Here is a 26,312-nt window from a genome sequence, read left to right as displayed (position 1 = left end):
ACGCACCGCGTGCACAGGCAAGTGCATAGATTAGGCTGGCACTTGACGAGAGGGGCGAGATGACTGGCCGAAGGCGATGGTCGACCGAGGAGATCCTGGACACGGCGGCGAAACTGCTGAGCGCGGGCGACGCCGAGTCGTTCAGTGTGCGCAGGCTCGCCGCGGCGCTCGGAACCGACTCCTCGAGCCTCTACCGGCACTTCCGCAACAAGACCGAACTGCTGCGCGCGGTCGCCGACCGGATCCTGCTGACCGCGATGGACGGCTACCGCCCCGAGGGCGACTGGAAGCAGCGCATCACCGCCCTTGCCCTGCGCCTGCGTGAGGCGTTCGGCGAGCAACCCCAACTCGCCGCGGTCTGGGGACGCTACGGGTCCGGCGGCACCGGATCCCGGTTGGTCATGGAGGAAGTGCTACAGGCCCTGCGCACGTCCGGTCTGCCTGACGAGGAGGTCCCGGCGCGCTACCACCGCATCGTGATCCTGCTCGTCGCGCTGATCTCGTCCGAGGCCGGCATCAGCACCATCACCCCCGAGGAGTACGAACAGGGCATGGAGCAGTTCCGCGTTGCCGTGCTCGGCGCCGACCCCGAACGCTTCCCCGCCCTGGCCCACTTCGCCCGCGACGTCCGCCCCCTCGCAGCGGACCGCCGCGCCGCGTTCGAAGAGATCCTCACCGCCCAACTCGCCCATGTCGAAGTCCGGACGGCCGTACCGGAACGAGAAGCGCCGGGGGCTGTCCGGAGGGGCCGGGGTGGAGCGCGGCCGGAGAGCCCGCCGCCGGCGCAGAGTCCCAGAGAAGTCCCGGAGATGCCGCCGCGCCCCGTCCGATCCGCTGAATAGCAGGTCGGGGAGGGTGCGGCGGCAGCGGCGTATCAGATGTCCCGGAAGATCTCGATCTGTGCCCCGATCGAGTTCAGGCGTTCCGCCAGGTCCTCGTAGCCGCGGTTGATGACGTAGACGTTGCGGAGCACGGACGTGCCCTCCGCCGCCATCATCGCCAGCAGGACGACCACCGCCGGGCGCAGGGCCGGCGGGCACATCATCTCGGCCGCGCGCCAGCGGGTCGGGCCCTCGACCAGGACCCGGTGCGGGTCCAGGAGCTGGAGCCGGCCGCCGAGGCGGTTGAGGTCGGTCAGGTAGATGGCGCGGTTGTCGTAGACCCAGTCGTGGATGAGGGTCTTGCCCTGCGCGGTGGCCGTGATGGCCGCGAAGAACGGGACGTTGTCGATGTTCAGGCCGGGGAACGGCATGGGGTGGATCTTGTCGATCGGCGCCTCCAGCTTGGAGGGGCGGACCGTGAGGTCGACCAGGCGCGTACGGCCGTTGTCCGCGCAGTACTCGGGGCTGCGGTCGTGGTCGAGGCCCATCTCCTCCAGGACCGCCAGCTCGATCTCCAGGAACTCGATCGGAACCCGGCGCACCGTCAGCTCCGACTCGGTGACCACGGCGGCGGCCAGCAGGCTCATCGCCTCGACCGGGTCCTCGGAGGGGGAGTAGTCCACGTCGACGTCGATGTTCGGCACGCCGTGCACGGTGAGCGTGGTGGTGCCGATGCCCTCCACCTTCACGCCCAGCGCCTCCAGGAAGAAGCACAGGTCCTGGACCATGTAGTTGGAGGAGGCGTTGCGGATGACCGTGACGCCGTCGTGGCGGGCGGCGGCCAGCAGCGCGTTCTCGGTCACGGTGTCGCCGCGCTCGGTCAGCACGATCGGCCGGTCCGGGCGGACCGAGCGGTCCACCTGGGCGTGGTACTGGCCCTCGGTGGCCGCGATGTCCAGGCCGAACCGGCGCAGGGCGATCATGTGCGGCTCGATGGTCCGCGTGCCCAGGTCGCAGCCGCCGGCGTACGGCAGCTTGAAGCGGTCCATGCGGTGCAGCAGCGGGCCGAAGAACATGATGATCGAGCGGGTGCGCACGGCGGCCTCCGCGTCGATCGCCGCCATCTCCAGCTCGGCGGGCGGGATGATCTCCAGGTCGACGCCGTCGTTGATCCAGCGGGTGCGCACGCCGATGGAGTTCAGTACCTCCAGCAGGCGGTACACCTCCTCGATGCGCGCCACCCGGCGCAGTACCGTGCGTCCCTTGTTCAGCAGCGAGGCGCACAGCAGGGCCACGCACGCGTTCTTGCTGGTCTTGACGTCGATGGCACCGGACAGACGGCGACCGCCGACCACGCGCAGGTGCATCGGACCCGCATAACCCAGGGACACGATCTCGCTGTCCAGGGCTTCACCGATTCGGGCGATCATCTCAAGGCTGATGTTTTGGTTGCCGCGCTCGATGCGGTTGACCGCGCTCTGGCTGGTGCCGAGCGCCTCCGCGAGTTGCGTCTGCGTCCAGCCACGGTGCTGCCGGGCGTCACGGATGAGCTTGCCGATGCGTACGAGGTAGTCGTCTGACATGACCTTGAGGCTATCTCAGATATGAGATGGCGCACGTCAGGGGGGTCCGTTCGAGTGACGGAGGTGACACAACGTCAGCCAGTCGGCCGCACGGGAGGCCGCCGCCACCTCCGGCGGGGTGGGCCGTACGGAGGCCGGTCGGCTCCGCCTGCGCGGAGCCCACCGGACTGGGAACCGGGCTCAGGACCGGGCTTGGAACCGAACCCGGAACCGACCCGGAACCCGGCTCAGAAGTCGTCCGCGCCGTTGCGCAGTTCGGGGGTCCAGTAGCCGGTGAGCGCCTTGGCCGGGTCGACGGCGATGCCTTCGCTGCCGGGCGCGCCGACGGCGATGACCGTGGGGTCGCCCTCCAGTGTGACCGAGAACGCCGACACGGGTTCGTTCTCCTCGTCGACTCCGCCGTCCGACAGCTTGACCAGGGCGTAGGCCGGGGCTCCCGCCGTGAGGACGACCGGGGTGGCCGGCTTGCTCTTGGCCACGGCCGGGACGTCCCGCTTGTGGCTCTCCAGGAACTGGATGTGCGGGAAGCCCGTCAGCCGGCAGGCGTGGGGGGAGGTGTTCTTCGCCGTGAGGACGATGTGGGTGTAGGGCGGGCCGTCCTGCGTGGCGGCACTGACGGTGACGTCCCCCGCGGTGCAGAGCGGGGCGGAGGCGGAGGCCCGCTCGCCGGTGGAGCCGGTAGCGCCGGTCGAGCCGGTCGAGTCCGCGGAGTCCTTCGACCCCTTGGAGCCCGTCGAGCCCGTCGAGCGCGCCGAGTCGGTCGATCCCGTCGTCCCGGACGTGCCGGTGCCCTTGTCGCCGGCCGGCTGGGCGGACGCCGCGGACGACGCCACGGTGGCCGCGGGGGAGGGCGAGGACTTCGACTCGGTGTCCCCGTCGCTCTGGCAGGCGGTGAGGGAGAGGACGAGAGCCGTGCCCGCGACGGCGAGCAGTGCGGAGCGGTGACGTGAGGTGTTCATGGAGGTTCCCCCTGGTCTGTGCGGGGCCGGGGCGCAGTGCCGCCGGCCGAGGTCGTCCTGCTGGTGGTGCGGTTCTTCAGTCGACGGCGGATGGTCCGTGCCGCTCCTGGGCCCGTACAGGCCCCGGCCGCCCCGTCCCCCGACGGGCCGGCCGTCCGGAAGGCGCCGCCGGGTCCGCCGGAGCCCGGAAGTCCCGGAAGGCCAGGTCCGCCTGTGTCCCCGATGCCCCAAAGGTCCCGGAGGTCCCGGAAGGCCGACCGTTCCGCGTCGGTCTTCAGTCGACCACTTCCGGTCTTCGCCGCCCATGCGGTTCCCCCGGCGGAAGTACCGTCGGCCATACTTCTGCCGGGGGCTCTCAACCGGACGAGCCGGACGATCGGGGACATCGACGGTGCGCGACGGCACACCCTCCAACGCGGATTACGGCACGCCCTCCCCCCGGGACGACGGCGCACCCTCCATCCAGGACAACGGCACGCCCTCCGACGCGCCCCCCACCGCGGGCAACGGCACACCCCCCACCGAGGACTTCGGGCAGCGGCTGCGTCGTCTGCGGACCCGTGCCGGACTGAGCCAGGAAGCCCTCTCGCACGCCGCCCAGGTGAGTGTCCGGGCGCTGGCGGACATGGAACGCGGGCGTACCCGGGGGCCGCAGCGCCGTACGGTCCAGGCGCTGGCCGAAGCGCTGGGGCTGGACGAGGGCGAGGCGGCGGGCCTGGAGGGGGCCGCAGCTCTCGGCCGGCCGCGTCCCCGGGCGGCCACCGGTCCGGCCGGCCCCGGCCCCCTGGCCCTGCCGCGCGACATCCAGGACTTCACCGCGCGCGGTCCGGCCCTCGCCCGGCTGCTGGACCTCGCGCGGGACGCCGCCGGGGGCCGGCCGGTGGTCAGCGTGGTCGCCGGGCAGCCCGGTCTGGGCAAGACCGCGTTCGCGGTGCACGCCGCCCACCTCCTCGCCCCGCACTTCCCCGACGGGCAGTTCGCCCTGGACCTGCACGGCATGGATCCCGAGCCGACCACCCCCCGGGACGCGCTGGCCCGGCTGCTGGGCGCGCTGGGGGTCGCCGACGCCGCGCTGCCGGCCGGCACCGACGACCGCGCCGGCCTGTGGCGGTCCCTGGTCGGCGACCGGCGCGTGCTCCTGCTGCTGGACAACGCCGCCGACGAGGCCCAGGTCGCCCCCCTGCTGCCCGGCACCGGCCCGTCCCTGACCCTCGTCACCAGCCGCCACGCCCTGACGGGTCTGGAGTCCGTGCACCGCGCCGATCTGGCCCTGCTGCGGCGCGAGGAGGCGGTGGAACTCCTGACCCGCATCATCGGCCCGGACCGGGTGCGGGCGGAGGCGCAGGCCGCCCGCGACCTCGCCGACCTGTGCGGACACCTCCCGCTGGCCGTCCGGATCGCCGGCCAGCGGCTCCTCGGCCGCCCGCACGAACGCCTCGGCAAGCTCGTCGCCCGTCTCGCCGCCGAGGGCCGGCGGCTGGACGGCCTCCAGGCCGGAAGCCTGCGGGTGCGCGCCGCCTTCGCGCTCTCGTACCGTCAGCTGCCCCCCGACTCGCGGACCTTGCTGCGCCGCGCCGCGCTGGCCGCCGGGGCGGACTTCAGCCCGGAGACCGGCGCGCTCCTGGCCGGCCTGTCCCACGACGAGGCGGTCGCCCGCGCCGAGGAACTGACCGACGCCGGTCTGCTGCAGAGCGACGCCGCCGCCGAGCGGTACCGCTTCCACGACCTGCTCAGGCTCTACGCGGCCGAACTGGCCGAGACCGAGGACGGCCCGGAGGTCCGGGACGCCGCCCTCGACCGGACGGCGGACTGGATGCTGCGCCGGGCCACCGCAGCCGCGCTGCACTTCGACGTCGACCACGAACGGACCGCGGCGCAGGCGGACCCGGACCCGGACACGGCGCCCACCGGCCGGGACGAGGCACGGGCCTGGCTGGAGGCCGAGCGGGCCCAGTGGCTCGCCGCGCTGCGCCGGGCCCACGAGGCCGGCCGGCACCGGCAGGTCCTGGACACGGCGGACGCGATGCACTGGTTCTCCGACATCAACCAGCACTGGGAACAGTGGGTGGAGGTGTTCCAGCGCTCCGCCGACGCCGCCCGCGCCCTGGGCAGCCGGCGTGAGGAGGCGGTTCACCTCAACTACCTCGCCTGGGCCTACAACCTCTGCGTCCACGACCCCCGCGCCGCCCTGACGAGCGCCGACGCCGCGCTCACGGCGGCCCGCGACTGCGGGGACGGGCTGCAAGAGGGCTGGGCGCTCGGCTACGGCGCGGGCGCGCTCAGTCGGCTGGGCCGCCCGGAAGAGGCTCAGGAGCGGCTGCGCGGCGCGGCCCGCCGTCTCGCCGCACAGGAGTCCCCGCAGGGGCGGCTGGCCGAGCTGACGGTCCTCAACAGCCTCGGCACCCTGCTGCGCCAGACCGGCCGGGCGGCCGAGGCCCTGGACATCCACCGGCGCAGCGAGCGGATCTGCCGCGCGGGGATTCCGGGCCGGACGAAAGAGCTGATCGCGCTGTACCTCGCGGTCGCCCGGCAGCAGATCGGCAACGACCTGGCGGCCCTGGAACGCTGGCAGGAGGCCGAGGCGCCGCTGCGGCAGGCCCTCGCCGCCTTCGAGGCCGCGCAGATGCCGGCCTGGGCCGCACCGGCCCGGCTCGACCTGGGCCGGGCGCTCGGTGCCGTGGGACACCCCGAGGCCCGGCAGACGCTGCTGGCCGCCCGCGCCGACCTGGCGGTGCTGAGGAGCCCACGCCGGACCGAGGCCGACGCGGCGCTCACCGCGCTCGACCGGACCACCGCCGGCACGTGAGGCCGCGCCGCCGTCCGGTGGCCGGGGCGGCGTGGAGCACGCGGGAAAAGACCCGGCCTCCGGGGCCGGAGAACGTGTGCGGACATGACCAGGCCGCGCCCATGTACTAGTGTTATCTCGACATCGAGATATCTGCCGAGGCGCACCGCGGTCGCCACACTGGTAAGGCCTACCTAACTTAGCCTGACCTTACTGGTTCGGCCAAGCCGGCGTGGCGGCACGATTGACGGTGGTACGCGCACATCAATGAAGGAGACTGTCGTGTCGGCGAACAGCTTCGACGCCCGCAGCACGCTGCAGGTGGGCGGCGAGTCGTACGAGATCTTCCGGCTGGACAAGGTGGAGGGCTCGGCCCGGCTGCCGTACAGCCTCAAGGTCCTGCTGGAGAACCTGCTCCGCACGGAGGACGGCGCGAACATCACCGCCGACCACATCCGCGCCCTCGGCAACTGGGACTCCCAGGCCCAGCCCAGCCAGGAGATCCAGTTCACGCCGGCCCGCGTGATCATGCAGGACTTCACCGGTGTCCCCTGCGTCGTGGACCTCGCCACGATGCGCGAGGCCGTGAAGGAGCTGGGCGGCGACCCGGCGAAGATCAACCCGCTGGCGCCGGCCGAGCTGGTCATCGACCACTCCGTCATCGCCGACAAGTTCGGCACCACCGACGCCTTCAAGCAGAACGTCGAGCTGGAGTACGGCCGCAACAAGGAGCGCTACCAGTTCCTGCGCTGGGGCCAGACCGCCTTCGACGAGTTCAAGGTCGTCCCGCCGGGCACCGGCATCGTCCACCAGGTGAACATCGAGCACCTGGCCCGTGTCGTCATGGTCCGCGACGGCAAGGCCTACCCGGACACCCTGGTCGGCACCGACTCGCACACCACCATGGTCAACGGCCTCGGCGTCCTCGGCTGGGGCGTCGGCGGCATCGAGGCCGAGGCCGCCATGCTCGGCCAGCCGGTCTCCATGCTCATCCCGCGCGTCGTCGGCTTCAAGCTCACCGGCGAGCTGAGCCCCGGCACCACCGCCACCGACCTCGTGCTCACCATCACCGAGATGCTCCGCAAGCACGGTGTGGTCGGCAAGTTCGTCGAGTTCTACGGCGAGGGCGTGGCCGCCACCTCCCTGGCCAACCGCGCCACCATCGGCAACATGTCGCCGGAGTTCGGCTCCACCGCCGCCATCTTCCCGATCGACGACGAGACCCTGAACTACCTGCGCCTGACCGGCCGTTCCGAGCAGCAGGTCGCCCTGGTCGAGGCGTACGCCAAGGAGCAGGGCCTCTGGCTTGACCCGGCCGCCGAGCCGGACTTCTCCGAGAAGCTGGAGCTGGACCTCTCCACGGTCGTCCCCTCCATCGCCGGCCCGAAGCGCCCGCAGGACCGCATCGTCCTCGCGAACGCCGCCGAGCAGTTCAAGCAGGACGTCCGCAACTACGTGGACATCGTGGACGAGGCGGGCCAGGAGTCCTTCCCGGCCTCCGACGCCCCGGCGGTCGCCCCGAACGGCGCCCCGAGCAACCCGGTCCAGGTGACCGCCCCCGACGGCACCACCTACGAGCTGGACCACGGCGCGGTGACGGTCGCGGCCATCACCTCCTGCACCAACACCTCCAACCCGTACGTCATGGTCGCCGCCGCCCTGGTGGCCAAGAAGGCGGTCGAGAAGGGCCTGACCCGCAAGCCGTGGGTGAAGTCCACCCTGGCCCCGGGCTCCAAGGTCGTCACCGACTACTTCGACAAGGCCGGCCTCACGCCGTACCTGGACAAGCTCGGCTTCAACCTGGTCGGCTACGGCTGCACCACCTGCATCGGCAACTCCGGCCCGCTGCCGGAGGAGGTCTCCAAGGCCGTCAACGACCACGACCTCGCCGTCACCTCGGTCCTCTCCGGCAACCGGAACTTCGAGGGCCGGATCAACCCCGACGTCAAGATGAACTACCTGGCGTCCCCGCCGCTGGTCGTCGCCTACGCCATCGCCGGTTCCATGAAGCTGGACATCACCCGCGAGGCCCTGGGCACCGACCAGGACGGCAACCCGGTCTACCTGAAGGACATCTGGCCCTCCGAGGCGGAGGTGAACGACGTCGTCGCCAACGCCATCGGCGAGGACATGTTCTCCAAGTCCTACAGCGACGTCTTCGCCGGCGACGCCCAGTGGCAGTCGCTGCCGATCCCGACCGGCGACACCTTCGAGTGGGACGCGGAGTCCACCTACGTCCGCAAGCCCCCGTACTTCGAGGGCATGACCATGGACCCGGCCCCGGTCGAGGACATCACCGGCGCCCGCGTCCTGGCCAAGCTGGGCGACTCGGTCACCACCGACCACATCTCCCCGGCCGGTGCCATCAAGGCCGACACCCCCGCCGGCAAGTACCTCACCGAGCACGGCGTCGAGCGGCGCGACTTCAACTCCTACGGCTCCCGCCGAGGCAACCACGAGGTCATGATCCGCGGCACGTTCGCCAACATCCGCCTGCGCAACCAGATCGCGCCGGGCACGGAGGGCGGCTACACCCGCGACTTCACCCAGGACGGCGGCCCGGTCTCCTTCATCTACGACGCCTCGCAGAACTACCAGGCCGCCGGCATCCCGCTGGTCGTCCTGGCCGGCAAGGAGTACGGCTCCGGCTCGTCCCGCGACTGGGCGGCCAAGGGCACCGCGCTGCTCGGCGTGAAGGCCGTCATCGCCGAGTCCTACGAGCGCATCCACCGCTCCAACCTGATCGGCATGGGCGTCCTGCCGCTGCAGTTCCCGGAGGGTGCGTCCGCCGAGTCCCTCGGTCTGACCGGCGAGGAGACCTTCTCCTTCTCCGGCGTCACCGAGCTGAACGAGGGCCGTACCCCGCGCACGGTCAAGGTCACCACCGACACCGGTGTGGAGTTCGACGCGGTCGTCCGCATCGACACCCCCGGCGAGGCCGACTACTACCGCAACGGCGGCATCATGCAGTACGTGCTGCGCAACCTGATCCGCAAGTAAGCGGCGCTGCACAGCGGTTCGGCGGCACAGGGCCGCGTCCCCGGCACCCGGGGGCGCGGCCCTTCGCCGTCCCGTCCACGCGCCGGCCCGGGGCCCGCACCCGCGTACCGGCCGCCGGGCGGACGGTGGGGCTGCTCTGGGCGGACCCGGTGGCCGAGTCACCGGGTCCGCGAACCGGGCAGGTGAGGGGGGGATGCCTGCCCGGAGAGGGGGGGAGGGGGTGCGCGGCCGACGTGACCGCCGACCCTCGCGACATCGTTGTCATCAGGCTTCGACCTCGACTGTACCGCCGCCCCCGCCGACCCCGTCAACCCGCTTCGCTAGCCCGACCGGGTGATATCGGCGCGCGCCTGCCGGAGCGCACGCGGGCCTCTGTGGTACCGGCGATCCTCGCTGTGGCCCCTGGGGCTTGTGTGCCCCCGGGGCGCGCCCTGCGTGCCAGGCCCTTGTCACCACCGCCGGCGCCCCCACCGGTAGCCAAGGCGTCCCTCATGACCGGCGCTTGACCTCAAGCGGACTTGAGCTTCTACGTTCGTCCTGTTGCCGGCGACGGCGGGCCACCGGCCGCCGCTCCGCCCGAGTTCCTTACTGTCATGGGGGGTTGAACCGATGAAGGCTGTCGCGTTCCGCGCGTTCGGCGGGCCCGAGGTCCTGGAGCTGATGGAGCTGCCGACGCCCGAGCCGGGGCCGGGCGAGGTGCGGGTGCGGGTGAAGGCGGCCGGCGCCCAGCCCACCGACTGCGCGGTCCGCTCCGGCTGGGCCCCGCCCGGCTTCACCGTCACCTTCCCGCACATCACCGGCGGCGACTTCGCCGGCGTGGTGGACGTGCTCGGCGAGGGCGTCACCGGATTCTCGGCCGGCGACGAGGTCCTGGGCTACCGCGTCCAGCTCACCTATGCCGAGTACCTCGTCGTCCCCGCGGACCAGGTCGTGCCCAAGCCCGCCGCGCTGTCCTGGGAGGTCGCCGGCTGCCTGTCCGCCTCCGGCCAGACCGCCCACACCGCGATCGAGATCCTCGGCGTCGGCGAGGGCGAGACCGTGCTCGTCAACGGCGCCGCCGGCGGGGTCGGCACCATCGCGGTACAGCTCGCGGTGGCCCGGGGCGCCAAGGTGATCGCCACCGGCCGCGAGGAGAACCACGCCTACCTGCGCGAGCTGGGCGCCGTCCCGGTCGCCTACGGCGAGGGCCTGATCGACCGGGTCCGCGCGGCGGCGCCCGAGGGCGTGGACGCCGCCCTGGACACGGCGAGCGCCGAGGGCCTGCGGGTCGCGGCCGAACTCGTCAAGGACAAGGACCGCGTCGGCACCATCTTCGCCCACGAGGTCTATGAGGAGCTGGGCGTGCGCTGGATCGGCAGCCGGCGCTCCGCGCGACGGCTCGCCGAACTGACCGGGCTGGTCGCCGACGGCAAGCTCACCGTGCACGTCCGCAAGGCCCTGCCGCTGGCCCGGGCCGCCGACGCGCACCGCGAGCTGGAGACCGGCCACGGCCGCGGAAAGATCGTCCTGCTGGCCGACTGAGCCGTCGTCACCTCTCCCTTTTCTCCCCATATTTCCCTTTCCTTCCTGTCAGGAGTTCCCTCATGCCCACGACCCCCCTGAAGATCGGCGTCATCATCGGCAGCGTGCGCACCGGCCGGTTCGCCGACAAGGTCGCCCAGTGGTTCCTCTCCGAGATCGGCCGGCGTGAGGACATGGACGTCCACGTCATCGACCTCTCCGAACCGGCGCTCGTGGCGGAGCTGAAGCTCACCCTGGACGCCACCGAGCCACGGGAGGGCGCCCTCACCCTGGCCCAGCGCATCGGCGGACTGGACGGGTACGTCGTCGTCACGCCCGAGTACAACCACGGCTACCCGGCCTCGCTGAAGCTCGCCATCGACTACGTCTACCGCGAGTGGCGGGCCAAACCCGTCGGCTTCGTCTCCTACGGCGGCCTGGCCGGCGGCCAGCGGGCCGTGGAGCAGCTGCGCCAGGTCTTCGCCGAGCTGCACGCCGTCACCCTGCGCGACACCGTCGGCTTCCACATGGCCTGGGAGCAGTTCGACGAGCAGGGCCGCCCCCAGGACCCCGACGGCGTCGGCAAGGCCGCCTCCGTGCTGCTCGACCAGCTCGCCTGGTGGGGCCTGACCCTGCGTGAGGGCCGCGCCGCCCGCCCCTACGAGGGCTGATCCGTGGGCAACGGGACGACCGGCCCATCCTGGACGCCCCCGAAGACGGAACCGGCCCGGTCCTGACCGGAGGGGACGCCAGCGGCGGTCAGCCGACGGGCCGACGGGTGGGCGGCGCCGCCGCGCGGGCCAGCAGACACTCCTCCAGGAAGGCCAGGGCCCGCAGATGGTAGGTGCGGGCGGCCCAGCCGAGGCTGATGTTGTGCCCGGCGTCGGGCAGCCGGTCCACCACCGCACGCGGCGCGGCGAGCGGCACCAGCAGGGCGCGCACCGCCTCCTCGTCGGTGCGCCACCACTGCTCCTGCTCGGCGAAGGTGAACCGGACCGGGACCCGTACCCGGGCGGCCAGCTCCGGGTACATCCGGGGCCAGGCCAGGGTCTCGCCGGCCTCCGTGGCGGGCACCGGCGCCACCAGTTGCTGCCCCTGCCGGAAGGCCTCCGGCGGATACAGCCGCAGCTCCCCCCAGTGCCGCCGCCACGCCCCGGGCGCGCCGGCGCCGGGCAGCTGGTCGGGCGCCACGGCGAAGGCGCTGCCCAGACCGGACAGGTCCAGCCCGATCAGCGGGGCCGGCAGGGCGTCGTCCGCCGCGGTGGACAGCGCGAGCCGGCCGCCGCCGGAGTGGGCGAGCAGGAAGAACCCGGCGCCGGCCGGCCACCGTCCGGCGAAGTCGGCCAGGGCCGTGCCGAGCGTGGCGGTCTGTCCGGCCAGGTCCTGCCCGTCCGGCAGCGCGGCGGCCGAGGCGCCGTAGCCCGGGCGGTCGAGCGCCAGCACGGTGTAGCCGAGCCGGCCGCCCAGCTCCAGCAGCGACAGGCCCGGCCGTGCCCGGTTGTCGAAGTAACCGGCCCGCATGCCGCTGCCGTGCAGGGCGATCACCACGGCCCTGGGCTCCTGCCCCGCCCCGGGTTCGGCCAGCAGGCCCGACAGCCGTACTCCGTCGCCGCCGTCGAGCGTCAGCTCCCGGGGGCCGGGCGGGTCCGGCGGGATGGGCGGGTCCGGCGGGGTGGGCGTGGGGGAGTCCGGACGGGTGAGCCCTGGCGACGATACGGCCTGCACCGGGGGGTACCTCCTGTCGTGGGCGGCGCGGTGACGAGGTGGGGTGACGAGCGGTGCGGCGGAGCGGCGGCCTGCGAGCCGATCAGTCGCCTCGCCCTGCCTTTCTACCAAGCCGTGCGCGCGATCGCCGCGCATCAGGCGCCGGCGGCGGCCTTCCACCAGCCGGGGTGGTCGCGGTACCAGGCGACCACGTCGGCGAGCCCCCGCTCGAACGGGATCCGCGGGGCGTAGCCCAGCTCCTCGCGGATCTTGCCGTCGTCCAGGGCGTACCGCAGGTCGTGCCCCTTGCGGTCGGGCACGTGCCGTACCCGCGACCAGTCGGCGCCGCACAGCGCGAGCAGCCGTTCGGTGACCTCCCGGTTGGTGCGCGCGTCGCCGCCGCCGACGTTGTAGACCTCGCCCGGCCGGCCCCGGTCGAGCACCAGCGCGACGGCCCGGCAGTGGTCGTCGACGTGCAGCCACTCGCGCACGTTGCGCCCGTCGCCGTAGAGCGGCACCGGCCGGCCCTCCAGCAGGCGGGTCACGAACAGCGGGATCAGTTTTTCGGGGTGCTGGTAGGGGCCGTAGTTGTTCGAGCAGCGGGTGATCGACACGTTCAGGCCGTGCGTGCGGTGACAGGCGCGCACGAGCAGGTCCGAGGAGGCCTTGGAGGCCGCGTACGGCGAGTTGGGCAGCAGCGGGTGCTCCTCCGTCCAGGACCCCTCGGCTATCGATCCGTACACCTCGTCGGTGGAGACGTGGACGAACCGCTCGGTGCCCGCCGCGAGACAGGCGTCCAGCAGCGTCTGGGTGCCGAGCACGTTGGTGTGGACGAACTCCGGCGCCGAGCGGAGCGACCGGTCCACGTGCGACTCCGCGGCGAAGTGCACCACCGCGTCGTGCCCGGGGAGGATCCGGTCCAGCAGCTCCGGGTCGCAGACGTCGCCGCGCACGAACTCCAGCCGGGGATGCGCCGCGGGCAGGTTGTCCCGGTTTCCGGCGTAGGTGAGCTTGTCGAGGACGGTCACCCGGGACGTCTCGTGGCCGGGGTAACCGCCGTCGAGCAGCGTGCGCACGAAGTGGGAGCCGATGAACCCGGCTCCGCCGGTGACCAGCAGTCTCATGCCGTCGCCTCCCGTGCGGTGCGGGCGGGGGTGCGTGGGGTCATCGGTGCTCCTGTGGCGAACGGGGTCCTCGAACGCAGTATGGGCGGCCGGCGCGTCACCTCGCCGACCGGCCCCCGCCCCCGGCCCGCACCACCCGCCCACCCGGCTCGCACCCCCCGCCCGCACCACCCCGCCCACGCGCGACCGGCCCGCCGGAAGGGCCGCGGGGCTCTTCCGGCGGGCCGGTGACCGTACCCGGTGTGCGGTCAGGCCAGCAGTTCCACCTCCGCCAGGGTGGACTCGCCGTCCAGGACCAGGCGGTAGCGGGCGTACGTGCCCGGCGCGGCGATGGTGAAGGGGCGGGTCTGGCGGTCCCAGGCGAACGTCTCGCCGCTGCGGTGGTCCAGGGTCCGCCAGGTCGTGCCGTCGGCGGAGCCCTGGAGGGTCCAGCCGGACGGCGCGGTGGTGTGGTCGGCCCCCGAGGTCAGCGTGTACCGGACGGGCCGTACGGCGCCCTGGGCCGGCAGCTCGGCCGAGGTGAGCGTCGTGCTCGTCGCCGAGGTGTCGTCGAAGAGCGGCCCCGCCCCCTTGAGGACGTCCGCGCGGGGCTCGGGCACCTTGTCGTCCCGGGTGATCGAGACCGGCGCCGCGTTCTCGCCCGTGCCCCAGGCCGACGGCTGCGGACCCATGGAGAAGTCCAGCACCCCGCCCTTGGCCAGCAGCGAGTGGGGGAGCGAGGTCGACGTCCAGGGGCGGCCGTTGACCTCGACTCCCTGCACATAGACGTTCGTCGCGCTGTTCCGCGGGGCCCGCACCACCAGGTCCCGGCCGTTCTCCAGGTGCACGGTCGCCTTCTTGAACAGCGGGGAGCCGATGGCGTACTCGCCGCTGCCCATCACCAGCGGGTAGAAGCCGAGCGCGGAGAACAGGTACCAGGCGGACTGCTCGCCGTTGTCCTCGTCGCCGTGGTAGCCCTGCCCGATCCCGCTGCCGGTGTACAGCCGGGACAGCGCCTCGCGCACATAGGCCTGCGTCTTCCACGGCTGGCCGGCCGCGTCGTACATGTACAGGACGTGGTGCGCGACCTGGTTGGAGTGGCCGTACATGCCCATCCGGACGTCCCGGGCCTCGGTCATCTCGTGGATGACACCGCCGTAGGAGCCCACATAGTCCGGGGAGGCGGTCTCCGGGGTGGCGAAGTAGGCGTCGAGCTTGTCCGCGAGGCCTTGCCGGCCGCCGTACAGGTTGGCCAGGCCCCGGCTGTCCTGCGGGACGGTGAAGGCGTAGCCCCAGCCGTTGGTCTCGGTGTAGTCGTGGCCCCACACCCGCGGGTCGTACGTCGCGGAGTCCACCCGCCAGGCGCCCTTGGCGTCCCGGCCCTGGAAGAAGCCCGCCCTGGTGTCGAACAGCCGCACGTAGTCGCGGGCGCGGTCGAGGAAGTACCGCGACTCCTCCAGGTAGCGCTTCTCGCCCGTCTTCTTGTACAGCGCCTCGCCCATCTTCGCGATGCCGTAGTCGTTGACGTACCCCTCCATCGCCCAGGACAGGCCCTCGTGGGTGTCGGTCGGGGTGTAGCCGAGGAACGGGGAAGTGGCCATGCCCTTGCGGCCCACGCCCGGCGCGGGCGGGACGGCGGTGGCGTTCTTCACGGCCGCGTCGTACGCCGCCTTCGCGTCGAACCGCACGCCTTTGACGTAGGCGTCGGCGAAGGCCACGTCCGAGGAGGTGCCGGTCATCAGGTCGGCGTAGCCGGGGGAGGACCAGCGGGAGGTCCAGCCGCCGTCCTTGTAGTGCTGCACGAACCCGTCGACCAGTTCGCCCGCCCGAGTGGGGGTCAGGAACGAGTAGGCGGGCCAGGTGGTGCGGTAGGTGTCCCAGAAGCCGTTGTTGACGTACACCTTGCCGTCGACGATCCTCGCGCCGGTGTGCGTGGGGGTGTCCGGACCCGGCATGGGGGAGAAGGGGGACGCGTAGCGGTCCTCGCCGCCGACCTTCTCGAACCCGGAGTTGGGGTACAGGTACAGCCGGTACAGGCCGGAGTAGAGCGTGGTCAGCTGGTCCTCGCTCGCGCCCTCCACCTCGACCTTGCCGAGCAGTTCGTCCCAGGCGTGCCGGGCGCGCGCCTTGACGGCGTCGAAGGACGTGCCCTCGGGGATCTCCAGGCGCAGGTTCTCCCTCGCCTGCTCGACGCCGATCAGCGAGGTCGCCAGGCGCAGGGTGACGGTGCGGTCGGCGCCCGGGGCGAACCGCAGATAGCCCTTCACCCCGCTCGCCGCGCCGTCCGTCACCGGCTTGTCGAACTCGCCGTACACGAACAGCCGGGTGGCGCCCGTGGACAGGCCCGACTTCACGTCCGAGTAGCCGGTGACCCTTCCGTGCTCCTTGTCGAGCGTCAGCCCGGCCTGCTCGGTGACGTTGTCGAACAGCACGCTCGCGTCGTCGCCGGGGTAGGTGAAGCGCAGCACGGCCGCGTGGTCGGTCGGGGTCAGCTCGGCCTTGAGGCCGTTTTCGAACCGGACCCCGTAGTAGTAGGGCCGCGCGGTCTCGTTCTCGTGCCGGAAGGCCAGTTCGCGCGCCTCGCGGCCGGTGTCCGGGGGACCGGCCGCGGCCGACGGCATCACCTGGAAGGTCTGCCGGTCGCCCATCCAGGGGCTCGGCTCATGACTGGCGCTGAACGCCTGGATCGTCGGCAGGTTGTCCGCGTTGTTCGCGCGCGCGTACTCGTACAGCCAGCTCAGCGAGGACGCGTTGGTCACCGGCGTCCAGAAGTTGAAGCCGTGCGGTACGGCGGTCGCCGGGAAGGTGTTGCCGCGCGAGAAGCTGCCGCTGGAGTGGGTGCCGCGGGTGGTCAGCGCGTAGTCCGCCAGGTGCGCCTTCGGTTTCGCGGGCGCCACCGGCCTCAGGGACACGTCGTCCAGCCAGCCGCGGAACTTCGCCGGGCCGTCCGGGGAGTCGTAGGCCACCAGGATCCGGTCGACGGTCTTCCCGGCCGCCACCGGACCGATCCGCGCGGCCACCTCGTTCCACTGGTTGACGTACAGCGCCTTCGACGCGCCCTGCCCGCGGGGGGAGAGCGGGAAGCCGTGCCGGTCCAGGGCGCCCAGGTCGGCGAGGTAGGTGCCGTCGGTGAAGGCCAGGTCGACGGAGACGTTGGTGGCGTCGTAGTCGCGGTCGCCGTCGGCCATCGACGGGAAGATCCGGTACGCCAGCTCGGTGTCGCGGCCGACCTTCACGTTCACGTCGAAGACCTTGTTGGACGAGTAGGCGCGGCCGTCCGCCGTGTGCCGGCCGGCGTAGCGCAGCGCGCGCAGACCGGTGAACCCGGCCCGCGCCTTGGCGGTCGGGGAGCCGCTGGGGCCCTTGTCCACCAGGGTCAGCATGTCCCGCGGCACCGGTCCGCCGCCGCCTCCGGTGGAGAACTGCACGTCGGCGAGCTGGAGGACGTCCGGGGCGCCGTTGTTCCGCGTCACCTCCAGCCGGAAGTGCCGGTAGAGGCCCGGCTCGGCCAGGTCGTACGACTTGGTCAGGTACCGCTCGGAGAAGGTCTCGCCGGAGCGGGTGTCGAGCGTCGTCCAGCGCGTGCCGTCGGCGGAGGCCTTCAGGGTCCAGTCCCTGGGGTCGCGCTCGGCGTAGTCGTTGGCCGAGGTGAGCGCGTACGTCTGGATCCTGACCGGCTTGTCCAGGTCGAACTCCGCCCAGCCGACGGGCTCGAAGGTCAGCCATTTGGTGCCGGGCTCGCCGTCGACCAGGTTCTCCTTGACCTCGCCCGCGCCCGCGTTCTCGCCGCCGGCCCGGACCTCGGTGACATGGTCGGTCACGTTGCCCGGGATGCCGGTGCTGTAGCCGCCGTCGACTCCCGCCGCCCGTTTGCTCCCGTCCGGGCCGGTGTCCACGGTGTTCAGCCAGTCCGGCGCCGGATCGCCCGCCTCGAACGAGGATGCGAACTCCCGGTCGGGTGCCGGAGGTCTGGCCGGCAGGGCGACCGCCGCGCCCTGGGCGCCGACGGCCATGACGAAGGCGGCCGTGAGGACGGCCGCCGGACCCCATCTGTGCCGAGTTCTCCGCTGCATCTACGGATGTCCCCTCCTGCGCCCCCTCGGACAACGTTGTCAGCTACCGGGCGCAGGACCAGTAGGTGGTCAAGTGGCCGATGATGTCAAGGGTGTTGGCTGTGGCATTCGGGGAGTAATGCCGCGAATTTTTCCTGCGCGGCACGTGTCGCGGGCTCGTATTTCCGGCAGGTCTCAACTCGGAAAAGACCCTGGGGGAACCATGCACTCGATCTTGTCCACCGGGGTCAAGTGGACTATACCTGTCGGCGTTTCCCGCACGACCCTGCACGACCCGACCTGCGGTGCCGGCAAGGATCCGGTTCACCGCCTGAGTCCTGGAGAAGGCGAGGACTTGAGCATGGGATCCACTGCGCACCACGGTGCCGAGGGTGTCGGCCGCCGCGATCTGATCAAGCGCTCGGCGGCGCTCGGTCTGATCGCCACGCCGGGGATGGGCCTGCTGTCCGCCTGTGCGAGCAGCGGCGGCGACGGACAGGACAAGGCCGAGCAGGGCAAGAAGACCGCCAGGAACCCGCTCGGTGTCAACGACACCGCCGGGCTGGAATTCGTCCTCTTCGACGGCGGTTTCGGCAAGGAGTACGCCGAGGACGCGGTGAAGATCTACGAGCGCGACTTCCCCAAGGCCGAGGTGAAGTTCGCGGCCACCCAGAAGATCCAGTCCACCCTCCAGCCCCGCTTCAACCAGGGCACCCCGCCGGACCTCATCGACAACTCCGGCGCCGAGCAGATGGACATGGGCGTCCTCGTCGGCAAGAACCAGCTCGCCGATCTCACCGCGCTGCTGGACGCCCCGTCCTACGACGACCCGGACAAGAAGGTCCGCGACACCCTGCGCCCCGGCATCGTGGAGATGGGCCAGTTCGACGGCGACCCGGTCTGGATCCTGTACTACGCCTACACGGTCTACGGCGTCTGGTACTCGCAGAAGGCCCTGGACTCGCTGGACGCGGCGTACCCGGAGACCTGGGACGACATGCTCGCGCTGTGCGCCAAGGCCAAGAAGAAGGGCATCGCGGGCTGGACCTACGCGGGCAAGTACCCGTACTACATCCCCTTCTCGCTGTACCCGATGATCGCCAAGGTCGGCGGGCGCGAGGTGCTCGACGCCATCGACAACCTGGAGCCGAACGCCTGGAGGCACCCCGCGGTCAAGGCCTGCTTCGAGGCCTACTACGAGCTGTACAAGAAGGGCTACATCCTCCGGGGCACCCCGGGCCTGGACCACATCCAGTCGCAGACGGCGTGGGCCAAGGGCAAGGCGCTGTTCCTCCCGAACGGCTCCTGGGTGGAGAACGAGTCGGCCAACGTCATCCCGTCCGACTTCGGCCTCGCCGTCTCCGCGCCCTCCGGCCTCGACGGCTCCGACAAGCTGCCGTTCGGCACCATCTGGGCCTGCGGCGGCGAGCCCTTCATCGTCCCGGCCAAGGCGAAGAACGCCGAGGGCGGCATGGAGCAGTTGCGCATCATGCTCTCCGAGGCGTCCTCGAAGAACTTCACCGCCAAGGTGAAGTCGCTGACCGCGTTCAACGGCGGCACCTCCGGCATCACCCTCACCCCGGGCCTGAAGTCGGGTGTGGCGGCGCTGGAGAAGGCCGGGGACAACGTGGTGAACCCCCGGATGCAGGACTGGTACGTGCAGTTGCAGAAGGAGAAGATCGGGGTCTCCGGTCTCGGCGAGATGATGGCCGGCCGGCTCACCCCGGCCGAGGCGATCAAGAAGATCCAGTCATTCGCCGACGAGGCGGCCAAGGACTCCTCCATCAAGCACTACAAGCACCAGTAATCCGGCACCCTGACAGCACCGGAGTGGCGATGCAGCACGGCAAATACCGGTTCATCGTGGGGTTTCTGGCACTGCCCCTGGGACTGTACGCGCTCTTCGTGGTATGGCCGTTCATCCAGTCCATCTACTACTCGTTCACGGACTGGACGGGCCTCAGCCCCGATTTCGAGATGGTCGGGTTCGACAACTACGAGAGGATGCTCGACGACGACATCTTCTGGAAGTCGTTGCAGCACAGTCTCCTGTTCGCTCTGGTGCTGCCGGTGGTGACACTGGGTCTGGCGCTGTTCTTCGCCTTCATGATCAATGTGGGCGGCCGGCGGCGCAGGGGCGGTCCCGCCATTTCCGGGGTGCGCGGCTCGGCCTTCTACAAAATCGTCTATTTCTTTCCGCAGGTGCTCTCGATCGCGATCGTCTCGCTGCTGTTCGCCTTCGCCTACAACCCGGACAGCGGAGCGATCAACTCGCTGCTGCGCGGCATCGGCCTCGACGGCGTGCAGCCGCTGTGGCTGGGCGATCCGAACCTCGCCCTGTGGTGTGTGATGGCGGTGCTCGTGTGGTCCACGGTCGGTTTCTTCGTGGTCCTGTTCTCCGCGGGCATGGCCTCGATCCCGGCCGAGCTGTACGAGGCGGCGCTGCTGGACGGCGCGAGCCGCGCCACCACCTTCTTCCGCGTCACCCTGCCACTGCTGTGGGACACCGTGCAGTCCGGCTGGGTCTACATGGGCATCCTCGCCCTCGGCGCGGAGTCCTTCGCGGTCGTCCAGATCATGACGACGGGACCGGGCGGGCCGGACTACTCGACCACCGTGATGGTCCTCTACGTGTACCAGAGGGCGTTCCGGGACGGTCAGGCCGCGTACGCCACCACCATCGGCGTCGCCCTGCTGATCGTCACGCTCGCGTTCGCGGCGATCGTGATGCGGCTGGGCCGTCGCGAGCGGCTGGAGTTCTGAACCGATGAAGACGACCGAGACCCCCGCCCCGCCGCCGGCCGAGTCCGGCGCCACCGTTGACAAGACGGATTCCCCTCCGGCCGCGCGCCGGCCCTCCGGGCGGCGGCAGGAGGGGAGCGTCCTCAACGTCTTCTCCCACGGCGTCCTCGTGATCTGGGCCGTCATGGTGGTCATGCCGCTGGTGTGGGCGGTGATGACGTCCTTCAAGGACGACGGCTCCATCTTCGGCTCGCCCTGGTCCCTGCCGGACCGGCTGCACTTCGACAACTGGGCCCGGGCCTGGACCGACGCCCATATGAGCGACTACTTCCTGAACACCGTCCTGGTGGTCGGCGGCTCGCTCGTGGGCACCCTGGTGCTCGGCTCGATGGCGGCCTATGTGCTGGCCCGGTTCGACTTCCCGGGCAACCGCTTCATCTACTACCTGTTCGTCGGCGGCATGAGCTTCCCGGTCATGCTCGCGTTGGTCCCGCTGTTCTACGTCGTGAACAACATGGGGCTGCTGAACACGATCCACGGCCTCATCCTGGTCTACATCGCCTACTCGCTGCCGTTCACGGTGTTCTTCCTCACGGCGTTCTTCCGCACTCTGCCCACCTCGGTGGCGGAGGCGGCCTTCGTGGACGGCGCTTCGCACACGCGTACGTTCTTCCAGGTCATGCTGCCCATGGCCAAGCCCGGTCTGATCAGCGTGGGCATCTTCAACTTCCTGGGCCAGTGGAACCAGTACATGCTGCCCACGGTCCTGAACACCGACCCGGACAAGAAGGTCCTCACCCAGGGACTCGTCCAGCTCGCGGTCAGCCAGGGCTACAAGGGCGACTGGTCCGGCCTGTTCGCGGGCCTGGTCATGGCGATGCTGCCGGTGCTCGCGGCGTACATCGTCTTCCAGCGGCAGGTGGTGCAGGGGCTGACCGCGGGGGCGCTGAAGTAGCCGCGGCCACCCGGCGGGGCCACACCCCGTGATTGCGCGTGCGCACACCGTCCCGGCGGGTACGGGGCGGTGCGCGCGGCTGTGCCGGGTACCCGGAAACGGTTCAACCTCTTGACGTGAGTCGCCCCGAACGGCTCAGCTTAGAGTTCACTAGTTGGACATACACGGGGCCTCGCCGAAGCGGCCCCGCGCTCAGGAGGTCGTCGTGGAGACTCCAGGGTCGCAGTCGTCACTGCACCGAGCCAACCTGGAGCGGGTGGTCCGGGCCGTACGACTGGCCGGGTCCCTCACTCAGGCGGAGATCGCGCGGACGACCGGGCTGTCCGCAGCCACCGTCTCCAACATCGTGCGGGAGCTGAAGGACGGCGGAACCGTCGAGGTCACCCCCACGTCGGCGGGCGGGCGGCGGGCCCGCAGCGTCAGCCTGAGCGGGGACGCCGGCATCGTGATCGGGGTCGACTTCGGACACACCCATCTGCGTGTCGCGGTCGGCAACCTGGCCCACCAGGTGCTGGCCGAGGAGGCCGAGCCGCTGGACGTCGACGCCTCCGCCGACCAGGGTTTCGACCGGGCCGAACAGCTGGTCAACCGCCTCGTCGCGGCGACCGGCGTGGACCGGACCAAGGTGGCCGGCGTCGGCCTCGGCGTGCCCGGCCCGATCGACGTGGAGTCCGGCACCCTCGGCTCCACCGCGATCCTGCCCGGCTGGGGCGGCACCAAGCCCGCCGAGGAGCTGCGCGAACGGCTCGGCGTACCCGTGCACGTGGACAACGACGCCAACCTCGGCGCCCTCGGCGAACTGGTCTGGGGCAGCGGCAAGGGCGTGCGGGACCTGGCCTACATCAAGGTCGCCAGCGGTGTCGGCGCCGGGCTGGTGATCGACGGCAAGATCTACCGCGGCCCGGGCGGCACGGCCGGCGAGATCGGGCACATCACCCTCGACGAGTCCGGCCCGGTCTGCCGCTGCGGCAACCGCGGCTGCCTGGAGACCTTCGCGGCGGCGCGCTATGTGCTCCCGCTGCTCCAGCCCAGCCACGGACCCGACCTGACCATGGAGGGCATCGTCAGGCTGGCCAGGGACGGGGACCCCGGCTGCCGCCGGGTGATCGCCGACGTCGGCCGCCACATCGGCAGCGGAGTGGCCAACCTCTGCAATCTGCTCAACCCGAGCCGGGTGGTCCTCGGCGGCGACCTCGCCGAGGCCGGCGAGCTGGTGCTCGGGCCGATCAGGGAGTCCGTCGGCCGCTACGCCATCCCCAGCGCCGCCCGTCAACTGTCCGTTCTTCCCGGGGCACTTGGCGGCCGGGCCGAGGTGCTCGGCGCGCTCGCCCTCGCCCTCAGCGAGATGGGTGATTCCACCCTTTTGGACGGCGCCCTGCTGGGCACGGCGCCTGTCTTCACTTAGAGAACGGATGGCACCGTTGCCATCTCGTTAAGGATTTACTTCTTGACGTCGCACGTGTGGCCGAGTTGACTTCCAGCCACCTCGGCCGCAACGACGCGGCCTCGTCAGGGAGGTTTCTCAAGTGAACGCACGTATGCGTCGTGCCGCCGTTGCCGTTGCCGCGGGCGCGATGGCCGTCTCGCTGGCCGCCTGTGGCAGCGCCAAGGAGTCGAAGGGCAACGACGACTCTTCCTCCGCGTCGGCCGCCAAGAAGGGCGACGACATCACGGTCGGTCTGCTCCTTCCGGAGAACAAGACCGCGCGGTACGAGAAGTTCGACCGGCCGATGATCGAGAAGAAGGTCAGGGAGCTGACCAACGGCAAGGGCAAGGTCCAGTACAACAACGCCCGTCAGGACGCCAACCTGCAGGCCCAGCAGGTCGACACCATGATCACCAACAAGGTGGACGTCCTGATCATCGACGCGGTGGACGCCAAGGCGATCCAGAACTCCGTCAAGAAGGCCGTGGACCAGGGCATCAAGGTCGTCGCCTACGACCGCCTGGCCGAGGGCCCGATCAGCGCCTACACCTCCTTCGACAACGTCGAGGTCGGCAAGACCCAGGGCGAGGCCCTGCTGAAGGCGCTGGGCGACAAGGCCACCAAGTCCGCCAAGATCGTCATGATCAACGGCTCGGTGACCGACCCCAACGCCAAGCAGTTCAAGGACGGCGCGCACTCCGTCCTGGACGGCAAGGTCACCATCGCCAAGGAGTACGACACCAAGGAGTGGGCGCCGGACAACGCCAACTCCGAGATGGAGGCGGCCATCTCCGCCGTCGGCAAGAAGAACATCGTGGGCGTCTACTCCGCCAACGACACCATGGCCGGCGCCATCATCACCGCCCTCAAGGCCGCGGACCTGAACGTCCCGGTCACCGGCCAGGACGCCGAGCTGGCGGGTGTGCAGCGCATCGTCACCGGTGACCAGTACATGAGCGTGTACAAGTCGTACCCGCAGGAGGCGGCGACCGCCGCCCAGATGGCCGTCGCGCTCGCCAAGGGCGAGAGCCTGGACTCCATCGCCAAGAACAAGGTCTCCAGCGCCAGCGCCAAGGACATCCCGTCCGTCCTGGTCCCGGTCGTGTCCCTCACCAAGGACAACATCAAGGACACCGTGATCAAGGACGGCATCTACACCGTCGACGAGATCTGCTCCGGCAAGTACAAGGCCGCCTGCGACAAGCTCGGCCTCACCAAGTAAGCGGCCCCCGGCCCCATCCCCGTCCGCCGGGCGTTCGACCCCTGAACGCCCGTGGCGCGGACGACGGCCGGCCGCGTCCCGCTCCTCCGGCGCCCCGGCGCATCCACCAGCCCCGCGAGCTCGGCCCGGGGCGCCGGACGGAACGCCCTCCCCCAAACTTCTGCACAACCTCCCGCCGGGTCAGGCGGCGAAGGAGATGGTTCACGTGTCCGCTACGCCCGTGCTGGCGTTGCGCGGGGTCTCCAAGCGGTTCGGTGCCGTTCAGGCGCTCACCGACGTAGAGCTCGAGATCCACGCCGGTGAGGTGGTCGCCCTGGTCGGCGACAACGGCGCCGGAAAGTCCACGCTGGTCAAGACGATCGCCGGCGTCCACCCCATCGACGAGGGTGCCATCGAATGGGATGGCAAGCCCGTGTCGATCAGCAAGCCCCACGACGCCCAGGCGCTGGGCATCGCGACGGTCTACCAGGACCTCGCGCTGTGCGACAACATCGATGTCGTCGGCAACCTCTTCCTCGGCCGTGAGCTGAGGAAGTGGGGCGTGCTGGACGAGGTCGAGATGGAGCGCCGCGCCCGCGAGCTGCTCACCACGCTGTCGATCCGCATCCCCAGCGTCCGTATCCCGATCGCCTCGCTCTCCGGCGGTCAGCGCCAGACCGTGGCCATCGCCCGATCCATGCTCGGCGACCCCAAGCTGGTCATCCTGGACGAGCCCACCGCCGCCCTCGGCGTCGAGCAGACCGCCCAGGTGCTCGACCTGGTCGAGCGGCTGCGCGAGCGCGGCCACGCCGTCATCCTCATCAGCCACAACATGGCGGACGTGAAGGCGGTGGCCGACAAGGTCGCCGTCCTGCGCCTCGGCCGCAACAACGGCGTCTTCGAGGTCGGCACGACCTCGCAGGAGGAGATCATCTCCGCCATCACCGGCGCCACCGACAATGCCGTGACCCGCCGTGCCGCGCGCACGTCCAGCGCGAACGGGGAGGCTTCCCAGTGAGCATCGACAAGACCTCCGCCACCGACCCCGGCACGACGTCCGCGCAGGACGCGACGCCGGTCGAGAACCCCGAGGCCGCCGCCGCCGCGGTCACCGCCGTCGACCCGCGCCTGCTGGTGCAGGAAGAGGGCCTGCTCGGGTACTGGAACGAGTTCAAGCGCAAGATGAAGGCCGGCGAGCTGGGCTCCCTGCCGGTCATCGTCGGCCTGGTGATCATCTGCGTGATCTTCCAGGCGCTGAACTCCAACTTCCTGTCCGCGCAGAACATCAACGACGTGACGATCACGATGGTCGGCACGGGCATGATCTCCGTCGGCATCGTCTTCGTGCTGCTGCTCGGCGAGATCGACCTCTCGGTGGGCTCGGTCAGCGGCGCGGCCAGCGCCCTGATGGCCGTCCTCGCCGTCAACCAGGGCTGGCCCGAGTGGGCGGCCGTCCTCCTCGCCATCGCCGCCGGTGTCGCCATCGGCGCGCTGCACGGCTTCTTCTTCGCGGTGCTCGGCGCCCCCGCCTTCGCCGTCACCCTGGCCGGCCTGCTGTTCTGGCTCGGCTTCATGCTGAAGGTGCTGGGCGAGGACGGCACGATCAACCTGGACGGCGAGGGACTGGTCGCCAAGCTGACCACGTACTACTTCTCGGACATCGCCGCCGCCTACGGGCTCGCCGTAGTCGTCGTCGCGGTGTTCTTCCTCACCTCCTTCCTCGGCAACCGGCGCCGCGAGGCCGCCGGCATCCCGGCCCGGCCGCTGAGCGACACGGTGCTGCGCACGGTGCTGCTGGCCGTGGTCGCCTTCGCCGCCGCCTACATGTACAACCAGTACAAGGGCCTGCCGCTGGCCACGGTGATCTTCCTGGTGTTCCTGGTCGCGACGGACTTCCTGCTGCGCCGCACCACCTACGGCCGCAAGGTCTTCGCGCTCGGCGGCAGCGTCGAGGCGTCGCGGCGTGCGGGCATCAACGTCACGGCGGTCCGGATCTCCGTCTTCGCGATCTCCGGCGGTTTCGCCGCGATCGGCGGCCTGTTCCTGGCCTCGAAGATCGCCTCGGCCAACCAGAGCGCCGGCACCGGCGACCTGCTGATGAACGCCATCGCCGCGGCCGTCATCGGCGGCACCTCGCTCTTCGGCGGACGCGGCCGGACCTGGAACGCGCTACTGGGCGTGCTGGTGATCGTCTCCATCCAGTACGGTCTGCAGCTGCAGTCCATCGCGGAGCCGGTGAAGTACATGATCACCGCCGCCGTCCTGCTGACCACCGTCGTGATCGACTCCATCACGCGCAAGACGCAGAAGACCGCGGGCCGCGCCTAGCGCCCGCCCGCCCCAGGGGCGCGGAACGACCGCGTACCGGCCCGTCCTGGCCGGTCGCGCGGTTGACCGCGCCCCTTCGGGGTGCCTGTCGGGCCCGGCATTAGACTCGGGCGAGCCCGGCAACAGCTCGATCAGCTCTAGTTCAAGGAGGCA

At 71.0% G+C, this 26,312-nt stretch carries 16 protein-coding genes and 1 pseudogene; 12 read left to right on the top strand and 5 right to left on the bottom strand.

Annotation, left to right across the window (positions count from 1 at the left end):
* Positions 1 to 59: 59 nt before the first annotated feature.
* Positions 60 to 704 (top strand): annotated as a pseudogene (locus ABD350_RS04340) (TetR/AcrR family transcriptional regulator); the annotation flags it as partial.
* A 170-nt stretch (positions 705 to 874) separates the two neighbouring features.
* Here ABD350_RS04340 and ABD350_RS04335 read toward each other — a convergent pair.
* Both ABD350_RS04335 and ABD350_RS04330 read right to left on the bottom strand, forming a co-directional pair.
* On the bottom strand, positions 875 to 2,404 hold the full coding sequence (locus ABD350_RS04335) for a helix-turn-helix domain-containing protein (RefSeq protein ID WP_344346338.1): 1,530 nt from the start codon (positions 2,402 to 2,404) through the stop codon (positions 875 to 877).
* Between the two features lie 227 nt (positions 2,405 to 2,631).
* On the bottom strand, positions 2,632 to 3,363 hold the full coding sequence (locus tag ABD350_RS04330) for a DUF4232 domain-containing protein (protein WP_344346337.1): 732 nt from the start codon (positions 3,361 to 3,363) through the stop codon (positions 2,632 to 2,634).
* Between the two features lie 391 nt (positions 3,364 to 3,754).
* Between ABD350_RS04330 and ABD350_RS04325 the strand changes: the two genes are divergently transcribed.
* The 4 genes from ABD350_RS04325 to ABD350_RS04310 all read left to right on the top strand — a co-directional run bounded on the left by ABD350_RS04325 (position 3,755) and on the right by ABD350_RS04310 (position 11,319).
* Positions 3,755 to 6,169, top strand: a complete 2,415-nt coding sequence (locus ABD350_RS04325; RefSeq protein ID WP_344346336.1) for an ATP-binding protein — start codon at positions 3,755 to 3,757, stop codon at positions 6,167 to 6,169.
* A 261-nt stretch (positions 6,170 to 6,430) separates the two neighbouring features.
* Positions 6,431 to 9,148 (top strand): aconitate hydratase AcnA, encoded by a 2,718-nt coding sequence (acnA, locus tag ABD350_RS04320; RefSeq protein ID WP_344346335.1) that lies wholly within the window; start codon positions 6,431 to 6,433, stop codon positions 9,146 to 9,148.
* 609 nt (positions 9,149 to 9,757) lie between these two features.
* Positions 9,758 to 10,669 carry an NADP-dependent oxidoreductase gene (locus ABD350_RS04315; protein ID WP_344346334.1) on the top strand — a complete coding sequence of 304 codons (912 nt, stop codon included), beginning with the start codon at positions 9,758 to 9,760 and terminating at the stop codon, positions 10,667 to 10,669.
* Positions 10,670 to 10,731: 62 nt separating this feature from the next.
* Complete coding sequence (locus tag ABD350_RS04310; protein WP_344346333.1) at positions 10,732 to 11,319, top strand: NADPH-dependent FMN reductase; 588 nt, start codon at positions 10,732 to 10,734, stop codon at positions 11,317 to 11,319.
* A gap of 88 nt (positions 11,320 to 11,407) precedes the next feature.
* On the opposite strand, the gene ABD350_RS04305 is transcribed toward ABD350_RS04310, so the two are convergent.
* The 3 genes from ABD350_RS04305 to ABD350_RS04295 all read right to left on the bottom strand — a co-directional run bounded on the left by ABD350_RS04305 (position 11,408) and on the right by ABD350_RS04295 (position 17,528).
* Positions 11,408 to 12,304 carry an alpha/beta hydrolase gene (locus ABD350_RS04305; protein ID WP_344346421.1) on the bottom strand — a complete coding sequence of 299 codons (897 nt, stop codon included), beginning with the start codon at positions 12,302 to 12,304 and terminating at the stop codon, positions 11,408 to 11,410.
* A 203-nt stretch (positions 12,305 to 12,507) separates the two neighbouring features.
* Positions 12,508 to 13,476 carry a dTDP-glucose 4,6-dehydratase gene (gene rfbB, locus ABD350_RS04300; RefSeq protein WP_344346332.1) on the bottom strand — a complete coding sequence of 323 codons (969 nt, stop codon included), beginning with the start codon at positions 13,474 to 13,476 and terminating at the stop codon, positions 12,508 to 12,510.
* Between the two features lie 248 nt (positions 13,477 to 13,724).
* Complete coding sequence (locus ABD350_RS04295; protein ID WP_344346330.1) at positions 13,725 to 17,528, bottom strand: GH92 family glycosyl hydrolase; 3,804 nt, start codon at positions 17,526 to 17,528, stop codon at positions 13,725 to 13,727.
* Positions 17,529 to 17,868: 340 nt separating this feature from the next.
* Between ABD350_RS04295 and ngcE the strand changes: the two genes are divergently transcribed.
* The 7 genes from ngcE (at position 17,869) to ABD350_RS04260 (ending at position 26,159) form a co-directional block, all read left to right on the top strand.
* A complete protein-coding gene (ngcE, locus tag ABD350_RS04290) occupies positions 17,869 to 19,314 on the top strand; it encodes an N-acetylglucosamine/diacetylchitobiose ABC transporter substrate-binding protein (RefSeq protein WP_344346328.1) in 1,446 nt (481 codons plus the stop codon).
* 29 nt (positions 19,315 to 19,343) lie between these two features.
* Complete coding sequence (locus tag ABD350_RS04285) at positions 19,344 to 20,270, top strand: carbohydrate ABC transporter permease (RefSeq protein ID WP_344346327.1); 927 nt, start codon at positions 19,344 to 19,346, stop codon at positions 20,268 to 20,270.
* A gap of 4 nt (positions 20,271 to 20,274) precedes the next feature.
* On the top strand, positions 20,275 to 21,204 hold the full coding sequence (locus ABD350_RS04280) for a carbohydrate ABC transporter permease (protein WP_344346326.1): 930 nt from the start codon (positions 20,275 to 20,277) through the stop codon (positions 21,202 to 21,204).
* Between the two features lie 205 nt (positions 21,205 to 21,409).
* Positions 21,410 to 22,609, top strand: a complete 1,200-nt coding sequence (locus ABD350_RS04275; RefSeq protein WP_344346325.1) for an ROK family transcriptional regulator — start codon at positions 21,410 to 21,412, stop codon at positions 22,607 to 22,609.
* A gap of 133 nt (positions 22,610 to 22,742) precedes the next feature.
* The gene (locus ABD350_RS04270) at positions 22,743 to 23,852 is read left to right on the top strand and encodes a substrate-binding domain-containing protein (RefSeq protein WP_344346420.1); all 1,110 of its coding nucleotides are present in this window, start codon (positions 22,743 to 22,745) and stop codon (positions 23,850 to 23,852) included.
* A gap of 196 nt (positions 23,853 to 24,048) precedes the next feature.
* Positions 24,049 to 24,849 carry an ATP-binding cassette domain-containing protein gene (locus tag ABD350_RS04265; protein ID WP_344346324.1) on the top strand — a complete coding sequence of 267 codons (801 nt, stop codon included), beginning with the start codon at positions 24,049 to 24,051 and terminating at the stop codon, positions 24,847 to 24,849.
* Entirely contained in the window at positions 24,846 to 26,159 is a 1,314-nt protein-coding gene (locus ABD350_RS04260) for a sugar ABC transporter permease (protein WP_344346323.1), read from the top strand. The genes ABD350_RS04265 and ABD350_RS04260 overlap by 4 nt, the downstream gene beginning before the upstream one ends.
* Positions 26,160 to 26,312: the final 153 nt, after the last annotated feature.

Origin of the sequence: Streptomyces nogalater (assembly GCF_039532885.1) — a bacterium.
Lineage (GTDB): Bacteria > Actinomycetota > Actinomycetes > Streptomycetales > Streptomycetaceae > Streptomyces > Streptomyces nogalater.
The sequence above is the reverse complement of the archived record's forward strand: the minus strand, read 5'-3'. Positions and strand labels throughout refer to the sequence as shown.

What these genes read in the sequence shown, in the direction of transcription:
- ABD350_RS04335 (WP_344346338.1), bottom strand. Translation starts at nt 2,404, where the DNA reads ATGTCAGACGACTACCTCGTACGCATCGGCAAGCTCATCCGTGACGCC.
- ABD350_RS04330 (WP_344346337.1), bottom strand. Translation starts at nt 3,363, where the DNA reads ATGAACACCTCACGTCACCGCTCCGCACTGCTCGCCGTCGCGGGCACG.
- ABD350_RS04315 (WP_344346334.1), top strand. Translation starts at nt 9,758, where the DNA reads ATGAAGGCTGTCGCGTTCCGCGCGTTCGGCGGGCCCGAGGTCCTGGAG.
- ABD350_RS04310 (WP_344346333.1), top strand. Translation starts at nt 10,732, where the DNA reads ATGCCCACGACCCCCCTGAAGATCGGCGTCATCATCGGCAGCGTGCGC.
- rfbB (WP_344346332.1), bottom strand. Translation starts at nt 13,476, where the DNA reads ATGAGACTGCTGGTCACCGGCGGAGCCGGGTTCATCGGCTCCCACTTC.
- ABD350_RS04295 (WP_344346330.1), bottom strand. Translation starts at nt 17,528, where the DNA reads ATGCAGCGGAGAACTCGGCACAGATGGGGTCCGGCGGCCGTCCTCACG.
- ngcE (WP_344346328.1), top strand. Translation starts at nt 17,869, where the DNA reads ATGGGATCCACTGCGCACCACGGTGCCGAGGGTGTCGGCCGCCGCGAT.
- ABD350_RS04285 (WP_344346327.1), top strand. Translation starts at nt 19,344, where the DNA reads ATGCAGCACGGCAAATACCGGTTCATCGTGGGGTTTCTGGCACTGCCC.
- ABD350_RS04280 (WP_344346326.1), top strand. Translation starts at nt 20,275, where the DNA reads ATGAAGACGACCGAGACCCCCGCCCCGCCGCCGGCCGAGTCCGGCGCC.
- ABD350_RS04270 (WP_344346420.1), top strand. Translation starts at nt 22,743, where the DNA reads ATGCGTCGTGCCGCCGTTGCCGTTGCCGCGGGCGCGATGGCCGTCTCG.
- ABD350_RS04265 (WP_344346324.1), top strand. Translation starts at nt 24,049, where the DNA reads ATGGTTCACGTGTCCGCTACGCCCGTGCTGGCGTTGCGCGGGGTCTCC.